At 66.2% G+C, this 16,936-nt stretch carries 15 protein-coding genes and 2 pseudogenes; 14 read left to right on the forward strand and 3 right to left on the reverse strand.

Annotated features, from left to right (window positions below):
• Positions 1-22: 22 nt before the first annotated feature.
• The 8 genes from KYG_RS22630 (at position 23) to KYG_RS22665 (ending at position 8,887) form a co-directional block, all read left to right on the forward strand.
• Positions 23-1,072 carry a hypothetical protein gene (locus KYG_RS22630; RefSeq protein ID WP_008907269.1) on the forward strand — a complete coding sequence of 350 codons (1,050 nt, stop codon included), beginning with the start codon at positions 23-25 and terminating at the stop codon, positions 1,070-1,072.
• Positions 1,069-1,617 (forward strand): DNA-deoxyinosine glycosylase, encoded by a 549-nt coding sequence (locus tag KYG_RS22635; protein WP_034695935.1) that lies wholly within the window; start codon positions 1,069-1,071, stop codon positions 1,615-1,617. Before KYG_RS22630 ends, KYG_RS22635 begins: the two co-directional genes overlap by 4 nt.
• A complete protein-coding gene (locus tag KYG_RS22640) occupies positions 1,618-2,385 on the forward strand; it encodes a hypothetical protein (RefSeq protein ID WP_008907271.1) in 768 nt (255 codons plus the stop codon).
• Positions 2,386-2,428: 43 nt separating this feature from the next.
• Positions 2,429-4,222, forward strand: a complete 1,794-nt coding sequence (locus tag KYG_RS22645) for a GspE/PulE family protein (RefSeq protein ID WP_008907272.1) — start codon at positions 2,429-2,431, stop codon at positions 4,220-4,222.
• A gap of 131 nt (positions 4,223-4,353) precedes the next feature.
• Positions 4,354-4,842, forward strand: a complete 489-nt coding sequence (locus KYG_RS22650) for a tripartite tricarboxylate transporter TctB family protein (protein WP_008907273.1) — start codon at positions 4,354-4,356, stop codon at positions 4,840-4,842.
• A 15-nt stretch (positions 4,843-4,857) separates the two neighbouring features.
• Positions 4,858-6,369, forward strand: coding sequence for a tripartite tricarboxylate transporter permease (locus tag KYG_RS22655; RefSeq protein WP_008907274.1), 1,512 nt, complete (start codon positions 4,858-4,860; stop codon positions 6,367-6,369).
• Positions 6,370-6,487: 118 nt separating this feature from the next.
• Positions 6,488-7,792, forward strand: coding sequence for a DUF3422 family protein (locus KYG_RS22660; protein ID WP_034695936.1), 1,305 nt, complete (start codon positions 6,488-6,490; stop codon positions 7,790-7,792).
• A 33-nt stretch (positions 7,793-7,825) separates the two neighbouring features.
• Positions 7,826-8,887, forward strand: a complete 1,062-nt coding sequence (locus KYG_RS22665) for a DMT family transporter (protein ID WP_008907276.1) — start codon at positions 7,826-7,828, stop codon at positions 8,885-8,887.
• Between the two features lie 28 nt (positions 8,888-8,915).
• Here KYG_RS22665 and KYG_RS22670 read toward each other — a convergent pair whose 3' ends face one another.
• The gene (locus tag KYG_RS22670; RefSeq protein WP_008907277.1) at positions 8,916-9,899 is read right to left on the reverse strand and encodes a M48 family metallopeptidase; all 984 of its coding nucleotides are present in this window, start codon (positions 9,897-9,899) and stop codon (positions 8,916-8,918) included.
• 4 nt (positions 9,900-9,903) lie between these two features.
• Complete coding sequence (locus tag KYG_RS22675) at positions 9,904-10,515, reverse strand: SH3 domain-containing protein (protein WP_008907278.1); 612 nt, start codon at positions 10,513-10,515, stop codon at positions 9,904-9,906.
• 65 nt (positions 10,516-10,580) lie between these two features.
• On the opposite strand from KYG_RS22675, the pseudogene KYG_RS22680 reads away from it, so the two are divergent.
• From KYG_RS22680 to KYG_RS22700, 6 genes and pseudogenes are all read left to right on the forward strand, one after another.
• Positions 10,581-11,410 (forward strand): annotated as a pseudogene (locus KYG_RS22680) (SDR family oxidoreductase).
• Positions 11,411-11,581: 171 nt separating this feature from the next.
• Positions 11,582-12,310, forward strand: a pseudogene (dctP, locus tag KYG_RS22685) (TRAP transporter substrate-binding protein DctP); the annotation flags it as partial.
• Entirely contained in the window at positions 12,232-12,666 is a 435-nt protein-coding gene (locus KYG_RS25555) for a hypothetical protein (RefSeq protein WP_369750162.1), read from the forward strand. The pseudogene dctP and the gene KYG_RS25555, both read left to right, overlap by 79 nt.
• Positions 12,663-13,409, forward strand: a complete 747-nt coding sequence (locus KYG_RS25315) for a cache domain-containing protein (protein ID WP_034695939.1) — start codon at positions 12,663-12,665, stop codon at positions 13,407-13,409. The genes KYG_RS25555 and KYG_RS25315 overlap by 4 nt, the downstream gene beginning before the upstream one ends.
• Positions 13,410-13,429: 20 nt before the next feature.
• Positions 13,430-15,346, forward strand: a complete 1,917-nt coding sequence (locus KYG_RS22695) for a bifunctional diguanylate cyclase/phosphodiesterase (protein WP_237707316.1) — start codon at positions 13,430-13,432, stop codon at positions 15,344-15,346.
• A complete protein-coding gene (locus KYG_RS22700) occupies positions 15,343-15,915 on the forward strand; it encodes a hypothetical protein (RefSeq protein ID WP_008907281.1) in 573 nt (190 codons plus the stop codon). Before KYG_RS22695 ends, KYG_RS22700 begins: the two co-directional genes overlap by 4 nt.
• A 17-nt stretch (positions 15,916-15,932) precedes the next feature.
• Here the strand turns inward: KYG_RS22700 and KYG_RS22705 are convergent, their stop codons facing one another.
• A complete protein-coding gene (locus tag KYG_RS22705) occupies positions 15,933-16,832 on the reverse strand; it encodes a DMT family transporter (protein WP_008907282.1) in 900 nt (299 codons plus the stop codon).
• Between the last annotated feature and the right edge of the window lie 104 nt (positions 16,833-16,936).

Here is a 16,936-nt window from a genome sequence, read left to right on the forward strand (position 1 = left end):
GCGGCAGGCTGAGTCCTCCGTCATGAACATCGCCCCTTTGGCCCGCCTGGCGATGTGCGCGGCGCTTGCAGCGATCGCTGCCTGGTCGGTCCCGGCGCAGGGACAGCTGCGGGAAGGCATTGCGCTGTTTGTAATCATCGGCGGGCTGTGGATGACACAGGCCCTTCCGTTGGCGGTGACCGCTTTGGCCGTACCGCTGCTGGCCGTTTTGGCAGGGATCATGTCGGTGCGCCAGGCGCTAAACAGCAGCAACATGCCCCATTGCACGTTCTGCTCAACGTCCTTCCAGGTAAGCACGCCGGTGAGTGACAGCGCAACGATCGCGGCGAGCGCCACCAGGGTGTCGATGTCGGCGCCAATGCCCCACCACGCGGCCAGGGGCGCCCCGCCCACCTACGGGATCACCGGCGCGGTAGCGCTGGTGCTTCTGCCCTGGCTGGTGCCAGGCATCGCCGTAGCGCGGGAGGCGCTGGAGATGGAGGTGGCACGCATGGGGTACGCCGCCGTGCGGCTCGCGCGCTCGGTCCTGTATGGAACGCCACTGCGCGAGCTGGAGCGCGATCAATATGTGGTTGCCCAGCTGGATGCCGCTGCAGACGCCTTTGTCGAGCGCATGAATCGCACAGCCATGGCCCAGGGCACCAGTGAGAGGCTGGCCCAGGTACTGAGAGTGCAACGCTATTACCAGACGACCGCGCAGCGCGCATTGGACGCTGCCCGTCTGGCCCCCATGCCCGGAGAACCCGTGCGCACGCAGCACACCGCGTTTGTGGAGAAGGCGGATGCCGTGTTGGCCCTGTGCGATCCGCTGGCGGGCCATGTCAGCCTGGCCGAAGTCCTGGCTTGCGCAGACGCCATGGAAGCGTCGTACCAGAGTGTGAAGGCTGCATTGCTGGCCGCTGGTGCCCAGGGCCAGTTCCGTCTTGTTTCCATGGAGGATTCGCTGGGGCACCTCAGCGCCCTGCGGCACGCCGCGCAGCAGGCCGTGAAGGCGCGCAAGCACCAGCGCAACGGGGTGGAGCAGGAGGTTGCTGGCGAACCGGCCGGGCCGTCGCCGACCGTGCTGTCATGACGGAGCGCCCCAGTCCGGCTGATCGCTTGGAAGGTTTGCCGGCCGTGGTGTCGCCCCGCACACGGGTTCTGGTGCTGGGCAGTTTTCCCGGAGCGGCCTCGCTGCGCATGCAGCAGTACTACGCGCACCCGCAGAACCACTTCTGGCGCATCTTGCAGGCGCTGTGGCCGCGCCATCCCCTTCCCGCCGTTTACGACGGTCGGTGCCAGTGGCTGCTGGATCGCGGTTTGGGGGTGTGGGACGTGTATGCGAGTTGCGTGCGCGCGGGCAGCCTTGATGCATCGATACGCGACGCCGCCATGAACGACTTTGTGTCGCTGCGGGTGCACTGCCCCCGGCTCAGCGCGGTTGCTCACAATGGTGCGGAGAGCTTCGGGCACGCGCCTGCGGTGCTGCGCGGCCTGCAGGGCGGCGCCGGGCAGCATGCAGGGGCGTCTATCGAATCCATTAAGCTGCCGTCCACTAGTCCGGCAAATGCCGCCTGGAATTTTGATCGTAAATTGGCCGCCTGGACCGATGTGATGGCCCGGCACGGATTGCTGTGAATGACCCGCAAGAAAGAAAACAAATTGGCCGAACTGCCGGAAGTCAGTGTGTCGGACGACGGCGAAGTCCGGCACCTGCATTTGGGCACGCCCTGGATACAGGGCTCCATGCGGGTCGACCAGCCCTTTGATATCGAGCTGGAATATGTACAGCGCATGATGGCCTGGCTCCTTTTTGTGGACCCTGCCCAGGTGTCCAAAGGCCACGCGATGCAGCTGGGTCTGGGCGCGGGAGCCATCACCAAGTTCTGCCACAAGAAGCTGCGCGTGTGCACCACCACCATCGAACTCAATCCCCAGGTGCTGGCGGTGTGCCGACAGTGGTTCAAGCTGCCGCCGGATGGTCCCAAGCTGCGGGTGGTGATCGCCGACGCTGCGCAGGAGATCCGCAACCCCATGTGGCTGGGAACGGTGGACGCCCTGGCGGTGGACCTGTACGACCACGAGGCCGCCGCGCCCGTGCTCGACAGTGCGGCGTTTTATGCCGACTGCCGGGCCCTGCTGTCGGACACCGGGAGCATGACCGTGAACCTGTTTGGCCGCGCGTCCAGCTTTGACCGCAGTCTCAAAAGCATGGCGCAGGCGTTTGGCGACGATGCCCTCTGGGCATTCAAACCCACGCGGGAGGGCAATACCGTGGTGCTGGCCCAGCGCACGGCATCCCGCCCCAAGCGGGCTGAGCTGGTCGCCCGCGCCGAAGCCGTACAAGACCGCTGGGGCCTGCCCGCCAGCAAGTGGCTTCGGGTGTTCAAGCCTGTAGCCGCCTGATATTTGGGCCTGCGGTGCGCTGCATGCCTTTGAAAGGATTGAAATGAAAGCTGATTCGGACCTCGCCACTGCCGCGAACGCGGCGCCCTACCGCGGTCCGGTGGACTGGCGCCGCGTGGTGGAGTGGCTCAGCGACGACGGCGTGATTTCGCGCGAGGAGGCCAGGCGCACGATTTCGCGTTGCTCGCAGGCCGAGAGCTCGCAGCACGCACTGGTGCGGCTGGCCAACGTCGCCATGGAGCGGGTGAGCGACGGCAAACCGCTGGACATCGAGGCCTTGTCCGAATACCTGGCGAAGCGGGCCGGTCTGCCCTATTTGCGCATTGACCCGCTCAAGGTGGATGTGGGCCGTGTCTCCGACACCATGAGCGCCACCTATGCAGAGCGCCACAAGGTGCTGCCGGTCCAGGTGACTACCAAGGAAGTGGTGGTAGCCACTTCCGAGCCGTTCATTGATGACTGGGTGGCCGAGGTGGAGCGGCAGTCCCGCCGCTCGGTACGCCGTGTGGTGGCTAGCCCGCTGGACATTCACCGGTTTACCGCCGAATTTTTTGCCCTCGCCAAATCCGTGCGCGCCGCCCAGAAGGCGGGCGGCAACTCCGGCGGCAGCAGCTTCGAGCAGCTGGTAGAACTGGGCAAGAGCAACAAGCAGCTCGACGCCAACGACCAGGGCGTGGTCAAGGTGGTGGACTGGCTCTGGCAATATGCCTTTGACCAGCGTGCCAGCGACATCCACCTGGAACCCCGGCGCGACCAGGGCGTGATCCGCTTTCGCATTGACGGCGTGTTGCACCCCGTCTACCAGATGCCCATGGGTGTGCACAACGCCATGGTCTCGCGCATCAAGCTCCTGGGCCGCATCGACGTGGTGGAAAAGCGCCGTCCGCAGGATGGCCGCATCAAGACGCGCAACCAGCGCGGGGACGAGGTGGAAATGCGCCTGTCCACGCTGCCCACGGCGTTTGGCGAGAAGATGGTCATGCGGATCTTTGACCCCGACAACGCGGTCAAGGATCTGGACGCCCTGGGCTTTGCCCAGCACGATGCCGAGCGCTGGGAAAGCCTGGTCAAGCGCCCGCACGGCATCATTCTCGTGACGGGGCCCACGGGCTCGGGCAAGACCACCACGCTGTATTCCACCTTGAAGCGCGTGGCGACCGAAGAGGTGAACGTGAGCACGGTGGAAGACCCGATCGAAATGATCGAGCCCAGCTTCAACCAGACCCAGGTGCAGCCCCAGCTCGACTTCAACTTTGCCGAGGGCCTGCGTGCCCTCATGCGCCAGGACCCGGACATCATCATGGTGGGCGAAATCCGCGACCTGGAGACGGCCGAGATGGCCATCCAGGCCGCCCTGACCGGGCATCTGGTGTTCTCCACGCTGCACACCAACGATGCCCCGTCGGCCATCACCCGCATGATGGAACTGGGCGTCCCCCCCTATCTGCTCAATGCCACGCTGCTGGGGGTGCTGGCCCAGCGGCTGGTGCGCACGCTGTGCAAGCAGTGCAAGCAGAAGGACGAAGCGGCACAGCGCGAAACCCTGGCGGCGGTGGTCAAACCCTGGAAACTCAGCGGCGGGTACCACCCCTACAAGCCGGTGGGTTGCGTGGACTGCCGCATGGGCGGCTTTCGCGGACGCATGGGTTTGTATGAGCTGCTGACGGTGACTGAAGCGCTCAAGGACAAGATCAACCAGGCTCCGTCGATCGACCAGCTGCGCCGCCAGGCGGTACAAGATGGCATGCGCCCCTTGCGGCTGGCGGGCGCGCTGCGGGTGGCCGAGGGCTTGACCACCCTGGAAGAGGTGATTGCGGCGACGCCCCCGCTGGAATAGCCGCACTTTCCCCGGCGGTTTCTCCTCTCCGAGCGGCCATGCGTTACCAGGTGTAGGTGGAATCCACATCTGTTTGGCCCCCCGTTGCACGCACAATCGCGCAGTCGAGATTCCCGCCAAGGAGACAATTCGTGAAAATCAAAAGTCAAAAAGACTTCTTTGCCGGCCTCATGTTCATGGGGGTGGGCGTGGCGTTTGCGTGGGGTGCCACCACGTACAACGTCGGAACCGGTGCGCGCATGGGCCCCGGGTACTTTCCACTGATGCTGGGTATCCTGCTCGCCTTTATCGGCGGCTTGATCACCTTCAAGGCCATGACGGTGGAAACCCAGGACGGCGACAAGATCGGCAAGTGGGCCTGGAAGCCGCTGTTCTTCGTTCTGGCTGCCAACTTCGTGTTTGGCATTCTGCTGGCAGGCCTTCCCAGCTTCGGAGTTCCGGCGATGGGCCTTATCGTCGCGATTTATGCCCTGACCTTCATTTCAAGCCTGGCGGGTCAGGAGTTCAACGCGAAGTCCGTGTTCATCCTGGCCACCATACTCGCAGTGGGCAGTTACGTGGCATTCGTCTGGGCGCTCAAGCTGCAGTTCCCTGTGTGGCCGAGTTTCATCACGGGTTAAGCAGGAGCACCGACCATGGATCTTATTGACAACCTATCGCTGGGTTTTGGTGTTGCGTTCACCTTCCAGAACCTCATTTACTGCTTCGTGGGCTGCCTGCTGGGCACGCTGATCGGTGTGTTGCCCGGCATCGGCCCGGTGGCAACCATCGCCATGCTGCTGCCTGCCACCTACGCGCTGCCCCCGGTGGCTGCGCTGATCATGCTGGCAGGTATCTATTACGGCGCCCAGTACGGCGGCTCCACCACGGCCATTCTGGTGAACCTGCCGGGTGAGTCATCGTCGGTGGTCACCGTGATTGACGGCTACCAGATGGCGCGCAAGGGCCGTGCGGGGCCGGCGCTGGCTGCTGCCGGTCTGGGTTCGTTCTTTGCAGGGTGCGTGGGCACGCTGATCCTGGCAGCCTTCGCGCCGCCACTGACCGAGGTAGCGTTCAAGTTCGGCCCTGCTGAATATTTCTCGCTGATGGTGCTGGGCCTGATTGGTGCCGTGGTGCTGGCCTCTGGCTCGCTGCTCAAGGCCGTGGCCATGATCGTGCTGGGCCTGCTGATGGGCCTGGTGGGTACCGACGTGAACTCCGGCGTTGCCCGCTTCAGCTTCGATGTGCCCGAACTGACCGACGGCATTGGTTTCGTCACCATTGCGATGGGCGTGTTCGGCTACGGTGAAATCATTGCCAACCTGTCCCGTCCGGAGGACGAGCGTGAGGTTTTCACCGCCAAGGTGGAAGGCCTGTTCCCCACCAAGGAAGACTTCAAGCGGATGCTGCCCGCAGTGATCCGCGGTACCGCTCTGGGTTCTGCCCTGGGCATCCTGCCGGGCGGTGGCGCTCTGCTGTCGGCTTTTGCTGCCTACACGATCGAAAAGAAGACCAAGCTGCACCCCGGTGAAGTTCCTTTTGGCCAAGGCAACATCCGCGGTGTCGCTGCGCCTGAAGCTGCCAACAATGCCGGATCGCAGACGTCCTTCATTCCCCTGCTGACACTGGGCATTCCACCCAATGCGGTGATGGCGCTGATGGTGGGTGCCATGACCATCCACAACATCCAGCCCGGCCCGCAGGTGATGACCAGCAACCCCGAGTTGTTCTGGGGCCTGATCGCCTCGATGTGGATTGGTAACGCGATGCTGGTAGTGCTGAACCTGCCGCTGATCGGCATCTGGATCAAGCTGCTGACGGTGCCTTACCGCTGGCTGTTCCCCTCCATCGTGCTGTTCTGTGCGGTGGGCGTGTATTCCACCAACAACAACACGTGGGATATCTGGATGGTGGGCCTGTTCGGACTGGTGGGTTACATCTTCCACAAGCTGGGTACCGAACCTGCGCCCTTGCTGCTGGGCTTCATTCTGGGCCCGATGATGGAAGAGAACCTGCGCCGCGCGCTGCTGCTCTCGCGCGGCGATTGGAGCGTGTTTGTCACGCGTCCGCTGTCGGCGGGCCTGCTGGCTGCAGCGTTACTGCTGCTCATCATCGTGCTGCTGCCTTCAGTGAAGAGCAAGCGCGAGGAAGCCTTCGTGGAAGACTGACCGGGCGCGCTTCCAGCTTCCGACATGAACAACGGCACCCTCGGGTGCCGTTTTTTTTGGAGAGGCGATTCAGTTTCACGGGCGGTGTACCAGTACACAATCGCGCACCGAGGTCCGCATGCCCATACCGTTTCACCCCCGGCAGCATCCCCACCGGGCGATGCTGCACAACGAAATCCACGCCCGCCCGCCCGAGGCGATCACGTCGCCCGTGGCCATCGTGCACATTGTCATGCTGGCCGATGCCGCCGGGCGTGAGGCGAGCCGGGCGCATGTGGCCGCCCTTTTGCGCAACCACCACCTGGCCCTGCCCGATGCGGATACCAACCACCTGCGCATGGACCTGGGGGCCTACCGCCTGCGCTGGGAGCTGCACACCGAGTTTGTCTCCTGGACCTTCATGGTGCCCATGAGCGCCGAGGCCTTTGGCGAGCGCGAGCCCGCCAGCGCCGCCGATGTGGTGCCGCGGGACTGGCTGGCCGCATTGCCCGGGCAGTGCCTGTGCAGCCTCAACCTGTGGGTGCTGCCCACGCACACGTTCGGATCGGGTTCGCTGGTCAGGCATGTGCTGCATGAGGACACGCTGGTGGCCTCCACCGTGGCCGATGGGCATGGCGAGGTGTACACCGACTTTGCGATCCACGCCGATGGGTTCTCGCGCATGGTGCTGCTGGCCGGCGGCATGACCCAGCGGCGCCTGGGCCGCCTGGTGCAGCGCCTGCTCGAAATCGAAACCTACCGCATGGCCGCGCTGCTGGGCCTGCCCGCCGCACGCGAGGCGGCCAGCGCACTGGCCTTTGCCGAGCGGGAGCTCGCTGCGCTGGCGGACGCGATCCGCACCGCCAACCGCGATGCCGAGCCCGCACTGCTGGACCGGCTCACCCGGCTGGCCGGGCAGGTGGAGAGCCAGTATGCAGCCACGCACTCGCGTTTTTCGGCCAGCAGTGCCTACTTTGAATTGCTGGACCGCCGCATCCAGGACATCGCCGAATCGCGCCTGGCCGGCATGCAGACCATCCGCGAGTTCATGGACCGGCGCCTCACGCCCGCACGCAGCACCTGTGAATGGGCTGCCCGGCGGCAGGATGCGCTGTCGCAACGGGTATCGCGCATGAGCAACCTGCTGCGCACACGGGTGGAGATTGAGCAGCAGCAAAGCAGCCAGTCGCTGCTGACCGCGATGAACCACCGGCAGGATCTGCAGCTGCAGATGCAGTCCACCGTGGAGGGGCTGTCGGTGGCGGCCATCACTTACTACATCGTGGGCCTGGTCAGTTATCTGGCGAAGGCCGCGCAGGCGCTGGGCTGGCCCCTGTCGCCCGAAACCACGGCGGCGCTGGCGATCCCGGTGGTGGCGGCCGGTGTGTGGTGGTCGCTGCGGCGCCTGCACCACCGGGTGTTTCGCAAGCCCCCGGCGGGCTGACAGACCCCGGCCGCTATCGCCGTGCCATCGTGCATGGCGGTGCCACCCGCACGCAGCGTCGATGGCGCGGGGCTGGGCCCCGTGCGACACTGGGCCATGCCTGCCACGTGGGCCATCGCCGCAGCGGCCGGGTACGGCCGTGCCGTCATTCTCTTGCGAAAATTCTCATCAAAATTGGTTCAAACGCAATCTGGTAAAGCGCAAGTAGCTACTAAAAATGTAGCGACTGGCATCACGCTGGCCCTCCTGGGCTCCATCGCCTTCAGTGGCAAGGCCATCATCGTGAAGCTGGCATACCGCCATGGGGTGGATGCGGTCACGCTCATCATGTACCGCATGCTGTTTGCACTGCCCATCTTTGCCGTGATGGCCTGGTGGGCCAGCCGGGGTAAGCCGCCGCTCACCCGCAAGGACTGGCTGGGCGTGCTGGGGCTGGGGCTCACCGGTTACTACCTGGCGAGCTTTCTCGACTTCGCAGGGCTGGCCTACATCAGCGCCAGCCTGGAACGCCTGATCCTGTACCTCAACCCCACCCTGGTGGTGATGCTTGGCTGGGTGCTGTACCGGCGCGGCATTCGCTGGGGGCAGGCGCTGGGCATGCTCATCAGCTATGCCGGGGTGGTGCTGGTATTCGGCCACGAAGCCAACCTGCAGGGTGCTGACGCCGCATGGGGTGCGCTGCTGGTGTTCATGAGCGCGGTCAGCTATGCCATCTATCTGGTCTACAGCGGTGAGCTGGTGCAGCGCCTGGGCGCATTGCGCCTGGTGGGCCTGGCCACCACCGTGGCCTGCCTGCTGTGCCTGCTGCAGTTCGTGCTGCTGCGCCCTTTGAGCGCCGCGGTGGTGGCCCCGGAGGTGATCTGGCTGTCCGTCCTCAACGCCACGCTGTGCACCGCGGCACCGGTGCTGATGGTGATGATGGCCATCGAGCGCATCGGCGCGGGCACCACCGCGCAGACCGGCATGGTGGGGCCGCTGTCCACCATCCTCATGGGGGTGTGGATTCTGGGGGAGCCGTTCACCGTGTGGGTGGCTGCCGGTACGGCCCTGGTTCTGGTGGGCATCTTTGTGTTCACCCAGCTGGCGCGCCGCTGATACCAGGCACCAGGCGCAAAAACTACGCTCAGCCGGATTTGCGGGCCGCAGCGGGCCGGGCAGGTGGCGCGGGGGCAGGGCGGAGGGGCGGCGCGGCAAGGCGTTCGGCAAGGGTGGCGCGCGAGCCGCCCAGCCCGTCGAGCTGGCGGCCCATCGATTGCTCCAGGTACTCCATGCGCGCCTGCGCGGCGGGGTGGGTGGACATCTGCAGCGTGAACAGCGGGTTGTCGGGCGTCACGGTGCGCAGATGCTGCAGCACCGACACCAGGCCGTAGGGGTCAAACCCCGCCTTGGCCGCCAGCGATACGCCGGTGCGGTCGGCTTCGAACTCGTCCGTTTGGCTCAGGCCCTTGGTGTAGACGGTGCGGAACAGCGACAGCAGCTGGTCGCGCACGAGCTGGCCGGCCACATTGCTGGTGCGGATCTGCGAGGCCAGCACCCGGGTGCCCAGCCCGGCCATCGCGCTCTGGCGGATGGCCTGCAGATGGTGCCTGGAGGTGACGTGTGTGATCTCGTGCGCGAGGATGCCCGCCAGTTCGGACTCGTCGGCGCAGCGGTCAATGAGCCCCTTGGTCACGAACACATAACCGCCGGGTGCGGCAAAGGCGTTGTAGCCGTTGTCGTCCAGCACCACAAAGGTCCAGGGCAGGCCGGGGCGCGGCGAGTGCAGGCTGATCCAGCGGCCCAGGCGGTTCACGTAGCCCTGCAGCGCCATGTCGGGATGCGCGGGCTTGGCGCCCAGCAGCAACGCGGCCAGCTGGCGGCCGATCTCGATCTCCCTGGGTTCATCGATGTTCTCCATCGACTGGGTCAGCAAGCTGATGAGGTCATCACCCTGCGCAGGTGGCGCACCCGCAGCACCGGTGAGGGCCGAGCCCAGCCCGCCGCCCAGGGAGTTCAGGATGTTCATCACGTTCTGGCTGTGGGCCAGCAGCGGGGCTGCCGCCAGCGCCGCCGCCAGCGTTGCCAGGCGGGCACAGCGCGTCCATGCGGGAGTTCGGGGCACGTTCATCTCCTCAGTTGGGGCTGTGGTTGGGGTCCGACGGGCTGCTGAAGCTGCCGCCGGAGCGTCCGCTGGAGGTGGGCAGGGGGGGCTGGGCCAGCGCAGGCACATCGCGCGCCTTCAGCGACGCCGTGCTGGCAAACTGCCGCGCCTGGTCGGCATTGACGCGCAGTGCCTCGGCCCGGCCGACGGCGGCCGGGTTGGGCTGCGCGTTGGCAATGTCTTCGGCGCCCAGCCCGCGGATACCTACCGTCGAAGTGGCGGTGGTGGTGGGCCCGCTGTTGCCGCCAAACAACCCGCCCAGCCCGCGCAAGCCACTGGTGGCCGCGTTGTTGGCGGGTGCCGCTGAGCCGGATGACGGGCCCAGGTCAAACATGTGCACCCAGCCTGATGCGCCCTGCGGTGTGGTGACCCGCGTCCAAGGGCCCTTGCGCTCGTTGCTGCGCGTGACCACCGCGTTGGCCTCCAGCGCCGCCACGCTCGCGCCGCTGTCGGCGGGGGTGTCGCGCAGCTGCGTGGCACGCTTGACCACTGCGGCCTCCTGCGCCTGCGCACCGCCTGCCAGCAGCGCCAGCGCAGGCAATGACAGCCAGAGGGCAAGGGCTCCACGGGGCAGCCAGTTCATCGTCGTGCTCTCCAATTATGATTTGGGCGAAAGCACATGTATCAGTGTGCAACTTGGAGATTGTTATGGATTTGGGTATCGCAGGCAAATGGGCGCTGGTGTGCGGCGCCAGCAAGGGGCTGGGCTATGGCTGCGCGCAAGCGCTGGTGCGCGAGGGCGTGAACGTGGTCATCAATGCGCGCAACGCCCAGGCGTTGGATGAGGCTGCTGCAAAATTAATAGCTGAAGGCGCAGAACTGGCAAGCGCTGGAGGCCAAGAACACTCTCAACCCGTGGTGCTGGCGGTGGCCGCAGACATCACCACCGCCGAGGGGCGGGCCGCCGTGTTCTCGGTGGCCGGTGGCCCGGGGCGCGACTTCGACATCGTGGTGACCAATGCCGGCGGCCCCCCACCGGCGACTTCCGCGACTGGGACCGCGACGCCTGGATCAAGGCGGTGGATGCCAACATGCTGACCCCCATCGAGCTCATCCAGGCCACGGTGGACGGCATGGCCGCACGCGGCTTTGGCCGCATCGTCAACATCACATCGAGCGCGGTGAAGGCACCCATCGACATCCTGGGCCTGTCCAACGGCGCGCGCAGCGGGCTGACCGGCTTTGTTGCCGGGGTTTCGCGCAGCAATATCGCCGCCCGTGGCGTGACCATCAACAACCTGCTGCCCGGCAAGTTCGACACCGACCGGCTGGCCGCCACCGTGAACGCCGCCGCCAGCAAGGCCGGCAAGAACGTTGAGGACGTGCGGGCCGCGCAGCAGGCGCAGATCCCGGCCGGGCGTTATGGCCGCGCCGACGAGTTCGGCGCTATCTGCGCGTTTCTGTGCAGTGTGCACGCTGGCTACATGACGGGGCAGAATGTGCTGGCGGACGGGGGCGCCTACCCCGGCACGTTCTAGCGGTGGCAGGCTGCGCCCGTGTCTGCGCAGGGGCGCGGCCCCGGTGCGGCGCGATGCATGAGCCTCACCCGTGGCGTTTTGCCGACAGCGCTTCCGGTCTGCGGAAGAACTTGATCAAGAATGGGGCCGGAGACAATGCCAATGCACATCTTGCCTGCCTTAATCCCTGCGATGCGCCGCAGCACTGCGTGGCTGTGTGCGGCGCTGGCATTGGCCGGGAGCCTGCATGCACAGACCCCGCCCCCTGCACCCGATGCCTCTGTGGCAGCGTCTGCGGCACCTTACAAACTGCGCATCGTGGGGGGGCTGGCGGGCCTGAACCAGTACACCCGCCAGGAAGAACCATTCTGGAGCAAGGAGCTGCGGCGCCTGAGCAACGGGCGCTTCGAGGCCGAGATCGTCCCCTTCGACCGCGCCGGCGTGCCCGGCACCGAGATGCTGCGCCTGCTGCAGCTCGGGGTGGTGCCTTTTGGTACCACGCTCATGAGCTCGCTCACGGCCCAGTATCCGGAGTACACCGCGCCCGATCTTGCGGGCCTGAACCCGGACATCGCCACGCTCAAGTCCACGCTTGCGGCGTTTCGCCCCTATCTTGAAAAAAGCCTGCGCGACCAGTTTGGCGTCGAGATGCTGGCGGTGTATGTGTACCCGGCCCAGGTGGTGTACTGCAAGAAGCCGTTGCGGGGCCTGGCTGACCTGTCGGGCCGGCGCATCCGCGTGTCTTCGTCCACCCAGGCCGATTTTGTCGGGGCGCTGGGGGGCGTTGCGGTGCTCACGGACTTTGCGCAGATCGTGCCCAGCCTGACGGCAGGCAATACCGAATGCGCCATCACCGGCACCATGTCCGGCAACACGCTGGGCCTGCATACGCTCACCTCGCACATGCATGCACTGCCCGTGACCTGGGGGCTCGCGCTGTTTGGGGTGAACCGCGCAGCCTGGGAGTCGCTGCCCCCGACCTGCGGGCGCTGCTGCGGCACGAACTGCCCCGGCTGGAGGCCGCCATCTGGCAGGAGTCCGAGCGCGAAACCTCTGACGGCATGGCCTGCAACCGGGGCAGCAACGACTGCGTGGGCGGGCGCAAGGGCAGCATGGTGTTGGTGCCCGTGTCGGCGCAGGACGAGCGCAGCCGCCGCGAGATCCTGGAGACCACCGTGCTGCCGCGCTGGGTGCAGCGCTGCGGTGCGCGCTGTGCCCAGGTGTGGAACCAGACCATCGGCCCCGTGCGCGCCCTGGTCGCGATCCCGGCGAAATGAAGGAAGCCGCTTCCCAGCCGCGCATCAGGGCCTTTGTCTGGGCCGGGGCATCGGTGTTCATGGCAGCCGTGGTGCTGGTGTCTGCCGCCCTGGTGTGGAACGCCCGCGACGTGGCGCTGGCCGACAACGAAGCCCAGGCCACGCGTTTTGTTGCGGGTGCGGAGGCTGCGCTCAACCGGTCCCTGCTGGCGGTGGATGTGCTCCTGGCCAGCATGGACGAGCTGATGGGCCTGTCGGGCATCATGACCGACTGGATTGACCCCGAGTTGGCCAGCCAGCGCCTGCGCAGCGGTGCCCGGCAGAACCTGATGGTGCGCTACGTGGCCCTGCTCGACGCCCAGGGCAAGACGCTCGCATCCTCTGATACGTCGGGCAGTGCACTGCAGGTGCAGTTGCCCCCGGGTTTTCTGTCCGCCGTGCTGGAGCAGCCCGTCTCCACACTGATGATCAGCCCGCCCGTGGTGAGCTTTGCGACAGCCGAGCGTGTGCTTTACATTGCGCGCCACCTGCGCATGGCCGACAGCTCGCGTGTGGTCGCACTCGCCGAGTTGCCTGTGGGCGCGCTCAGCTCGGTGCTGGTGCAAGGCGTGGACATCCGCGGCCTGCAGGTGACGCTGGAGCGCGCTGGTGGCCAGCTGCTGCTGAGCGTGCCCCACCGCGAGGAAGCCATCGCACCCACGCTCACCCCCCGCTGCAGGAGATCGAAGCCCGGGGTGCGCAGTGGAAGGCGCCAGCGCGCCTGAGCGGCGCGAACGCGCTGGTGGTGTATCGCCCCATCCTCTACCAGGATCTGCGCATCTCGGCCAGCATCCCGCTGCGCGACGCGCTGGAGGGCTGGCGCGGCCAGCGCAACGCCATCACGCTCACCGGCCTGCTGTTCGTGGCCATGATCGTCGCGGCAGGCAACCTGGCGCTGCGCTATCTGCACCGCATCTCGCAGGCGCGCCTGGCGATCGCGCAGTCCAAGGCCACGCTCGACCAGGCGCTGGAATCCATGGTCAGCGGCTTTTTGCTGCTCGATGGCGAGCAACGCGTGGTGCAGTGGAACAGCCGGTTCGAGGAGATCTTCCCGTGGCTGCGCAGCGTGATGGCGCCGTCGGTGCCGTTTCGGCGCGTGATGGAAGAAACCTCCCGCCACCACCTGCCCGGTGCCAGCGAGGAGGAGCGCATGCGCTGGGTCGATCTGCGCCTTCTCAAGCAGCGGCAGCACCAGGAGCCGCACGAACAGGTGCTGCCCAACGGGCTGACCATCCAGATCACCGAGCGGCCCACGCCCGATGGCGGGCTGGTGATTTCGTACCACGACGTCACGGCCCTGCGCCGCGCCAGCGCCGAAATCGAAAACCTGGCCTTCTACGACCCGCTGACCAACCTGCCCAACCGCCGCCTGCTGATGGACCGCATGCAGCAGGTGATTGCCGCCAGCGTGCGCAGCGGGCAGTACGGGGCGTTGCTGTTTCTCGACCTGGACCACTTCAAGACGCTGAACGACACCCGTGGCCATGAGGTGGGCGACATGCTGCTGCGCCAGGTGGCCGAGCGCCTGAAGACCTGCGTGCGCCGCGAGGACACGGTGGCGCGCCTGGGCGGTGACGAGTTTGTGGTCATGCTGCACGAGTTGTCCACCCGCAGCGACGAGGCGGCCGCCTTTGCACGCCGCGTCGGAGAAAAAATCCTGCGCGCGCTGAACATGCCGTACTCGCTCGACGGAATCATCCACCACAGCACGCCCAGCATCGGCGTCACGCTGCTGGGGGGCACGCTGCAGCCGTCGGTGGATTTGCTCAAGCAGGCCGACATTGCCATGTACCAGGTCAAGTCTCAGGGGCGCAATGCGCTGTGCTTTTTTGACCCGAAGATGCAGATCGCCATCAGCGCCCGTGCGCAGCTGGAGGTGGACCTGCAGGCCGCGCTCTCGGCACGGCAGTTCGTGCTGCACTACCAGCCCCAGTTCCATCTGGACGGGCGCATCGTGGGCGCCGAGGCGCTGATCCGCTGGAACCACCCGGAGCGTGGCCTGATTGCACCGGGCAGTTTCATCAGCGTGGCGGAGGAGAGCGAACTCATCGTGCCCATGGGCCACTGGGTGCTGCGCACCGCGTGCGAGCAACTGGCGGCGTGGGCGCAGGATGAGCGCTTTCGGCACATACAGCTGTCGGTCAACGTGAGCGCCCGGCAGTTTCGCCAGCGGGACTTTGTGGCCCGTGTGGTCGAGGTGCTGCGGGGCACGGGGGCGCGCCCGCACCTGCTCAAGCTGGAGCTGACCGAGTCGCTGGTGCTGGACGACGTGGACGACACGGTGGCCAAGATGGGCCTGCTCAAGACCAAGGGCGTGCGCTTTTCGGTGGACGACTTCGGCACCGGCTATTCGTCGCTGGCCTACCTCACGCGGCTTCCTCTGGACCAGCTCAAGATCGACCAGTCTTTTGTGCACAACCTGGGCGTGCGCCATACGGATGACGTGATCGTGCAGACCATCATCGGCATGGCGCGCAATCTGGAGCTGGATGTGATTGCCGAAGGCGTGGAAACGCAGGAGCAGAAGGACTTTCTGGCCGAACATGGTTGCCAGCTGTTTCAGGGCTACCTGCTGGGCCACCCCATGCCCGTGGCGGATCTGGAGTCTGTGCTCGACTGGGCTGCTGCGCATCCTTCGGCCTTCCCACCCCTTGCGCCATGACACGATCTCCCTCAATACCCCGACTCTTTCGCACAGGCATCCGTGCGCTGCTGCTGGGTGGCGCCGCCATCTTTGCTGCGGCCCATGCCGCGCCTGTCGATGTGCAAACCCCCAGCGGAACGCTGCGATTGCAGGCGCCACCCGGCTACACCGCGCTCGACGCCGAGGAAATGCACGCCAAGTTCGGCCGCCATGGGCGGCGCCCCCTGGCCGCCTGGGGCAATGCACGCCGCACAAGCACCGTGGCCGTCACCTGGTCGCGCATGGTGCAAAAGCCGCTGACCAGCGATCAGTTGCCTGCGTTCAAAGCTTCGCTGGAGTCCACCCTGCTCAGGCTCACACCGGGCATGGTGATGCACGATGCATCGCTGGTGACCATCGCGGGACGAAGCTGGGTGCGCATGGACAGCACGGCGCCCGCAGTGGACACGTCCATCCGCAACCTCATGTACGTCACCGACCTCGGCGGGCACATGGTGGCCGTGAATTTCAACGCGACCGAGGCGGAATTTCCTGCGCAGGAGGCAGGCTTTGGCAGCGCCGCCGCCACGCTGAAGGCCGAACCGTAACGCGCGCGGATCGCGGCCTACCGCCGCGACGACACCACAATCCCGCCCACGATGAGCGCAAACGCCACACCGTGAAACACCTGCGGCGTCTCGCCCAGGAACGCTGCCGACAGGATGCCCGCGAACAGCGGCGTGAGATTGATGAAGAACCCCGCCACCGCAGGCCCCGCGCGCTGCACGCCCACGCCCCAGCAGCGGTAGGCCAGCACGGCCGGGCCCACTGCGATGAACACGAGCGCGGCAATCAGCGGCCAGCCCCATTCGATGTGGGTGCGGCCCACGGCCCATTCCACACCCGCAAAGCTGCCCGACCACGCGAGGCCAAACACCATCTGGGCCATCAGGAACGCCGCCCAGTCGCTGCGCAGGCGGGCGGGCTCGCTGGTGCGTGCCAGCAGCCAGCTGTAAAACGCCCACGAGATGGTGGCCAGCAGCATGAACACATCGCCCGGCACCAGGCGGAAAGCCAGCAGCTGCGACCACTCGCCCCGGCTGAGCACCAGCAGCACGCCACACACCGACAGCAGAGCGCCCACCACCTGCCGCCGCGTGACGGTCGCACCGAAGAAAAGTGCCCCCACTGCCAGCATCCACACCGGCATGCTCGCGCCCACCAGTGTCACGTTGATGGGCGTGGACGTCTGCAGTGCCATGTATTGCAGGGCGTTGTACAGCCCGATGCCCAGCAGCCCCAGCATCGCGTAGCGGCGCCAGTGCGCCCACAGCGGGCTGTCGGCACGCAGCACGCTGTGGGCCAGCGGCAGCAGGATGGCAAACGCCAGCACCCAGCGAATGAAATTGAGCGTGATGGGCGGGATGAGGTCATGCACCATCCGCCCCACCACGGCGTTGCCAGCCCACAGCAGCGGCGGTATCACCAGCAGCGCCGCCGTGCCGGGCGTGAGTCTTTGCGTCATGGGCTGCACTGTAACGGTGCAGGGCAGGGCAAGGCTTTCAAATTCATGGCAGGATGGCCGCCGTTTGTCTCGCCCGTTACAGGCCTTGTGCATGGCTGTTCGAG

This window comes from Acidovorax sp. NO-1, from assembly GCF_000238595.1.
Taxonomy (GTDB): domain Bacteria; phylum Pseudomonadota; class Gammaproteobacteria; order Burkholderiales; family Burkholderiaceae_C; genus Acidovorax.

Coding starts and splice junctions, on each gene's coding strand:
- KYG_RS22630 (WP_008907269.1), top strand. CDS start 23: ATGAACATCGCCCCTTTGGCCCGCCTGGCGATGTGCGCGGCGCTTGCA.
- KYG_RS22635 (WP_034695935.1), top strand. CDS start 1,069: ATGACGGAGCGCCCCAGTCCGGCTGATCGCTTGGAAGGTTTGCCGGCC.
- KYG_RS22640 (WP_008907271.1), top strand. CDS start 1,618: ATGACCCGCAAGAAAGAAAACAAATTGGCCGAACTGCCGGAAGTCAGT.
- KYG_RS22645 (WP_008907272.1), top strand. CDS start 2,429: ATGAAAGCTGATTCGGACCTCGCCACTGCCGCGAACGCGGCGCCCTAC.
- KYG_RS22655 (WP_008907274.1), top strand. CDS start 4,858: ATGGATCTTATTGACAACCTATCGCTGGGTTTTGGTGTTGCGTTCACC.
- KYG_RS22660 (WP_034695936.1), top strand. CDS start 6,488: ATGCCCATACCGTTTCACCCCCGGCAGCATCCCCACCGGGCGATGCTG.
- KYG_RS22665 (WP_008907276.1), top strand. CDS start 7,826: ATGGCGGTGCCACCCGCACGCAGCGTCGATGGCGCGGGGCTGGGCCCC.
- KYG_RS22670 (WP_008907277.1), bottom strand. CDS start 9,899: ATGAACGTGCCCCGAACTCCCGCATGGACGCGCTGTGCCCGCCTGGCA.
- KYG_RS22675 (WP_008907278.1), bottom strand. CDS start 10,515: ATGAACTGGCTGCCCCGTGGAGCCCTTGCCCTCTGGCTGTCATTGCCT.
- KYG_RS25555 (WP_369750162.1), top strand. CDS start 12,232: ATGCGCCATCACCGGCACCATGTCCGGCAACACGCTGGGCCTGCATAC.
- KYG_RS25315 (WP_034695939.1), top strand. CDS start 12,663: ATGAAGGAAGCCGCTTCCCAGCCGCGCATCAGGGCCTTTGTCTGGGCC.
- KYG_RS22700 (WP_008907281.1), top strand. CDS start 15,343: ATGACACGATCTCCCTCAATACCCCGACTCTTTCGCACAGGCATCCGT.
- KYG_RS22705 (WP_008907282.1), bottom strand. CDS start 16,832: ATGACGCAAAGACTCACGCCCGGCACGGCGGCGCTGCTGGTGATACCG.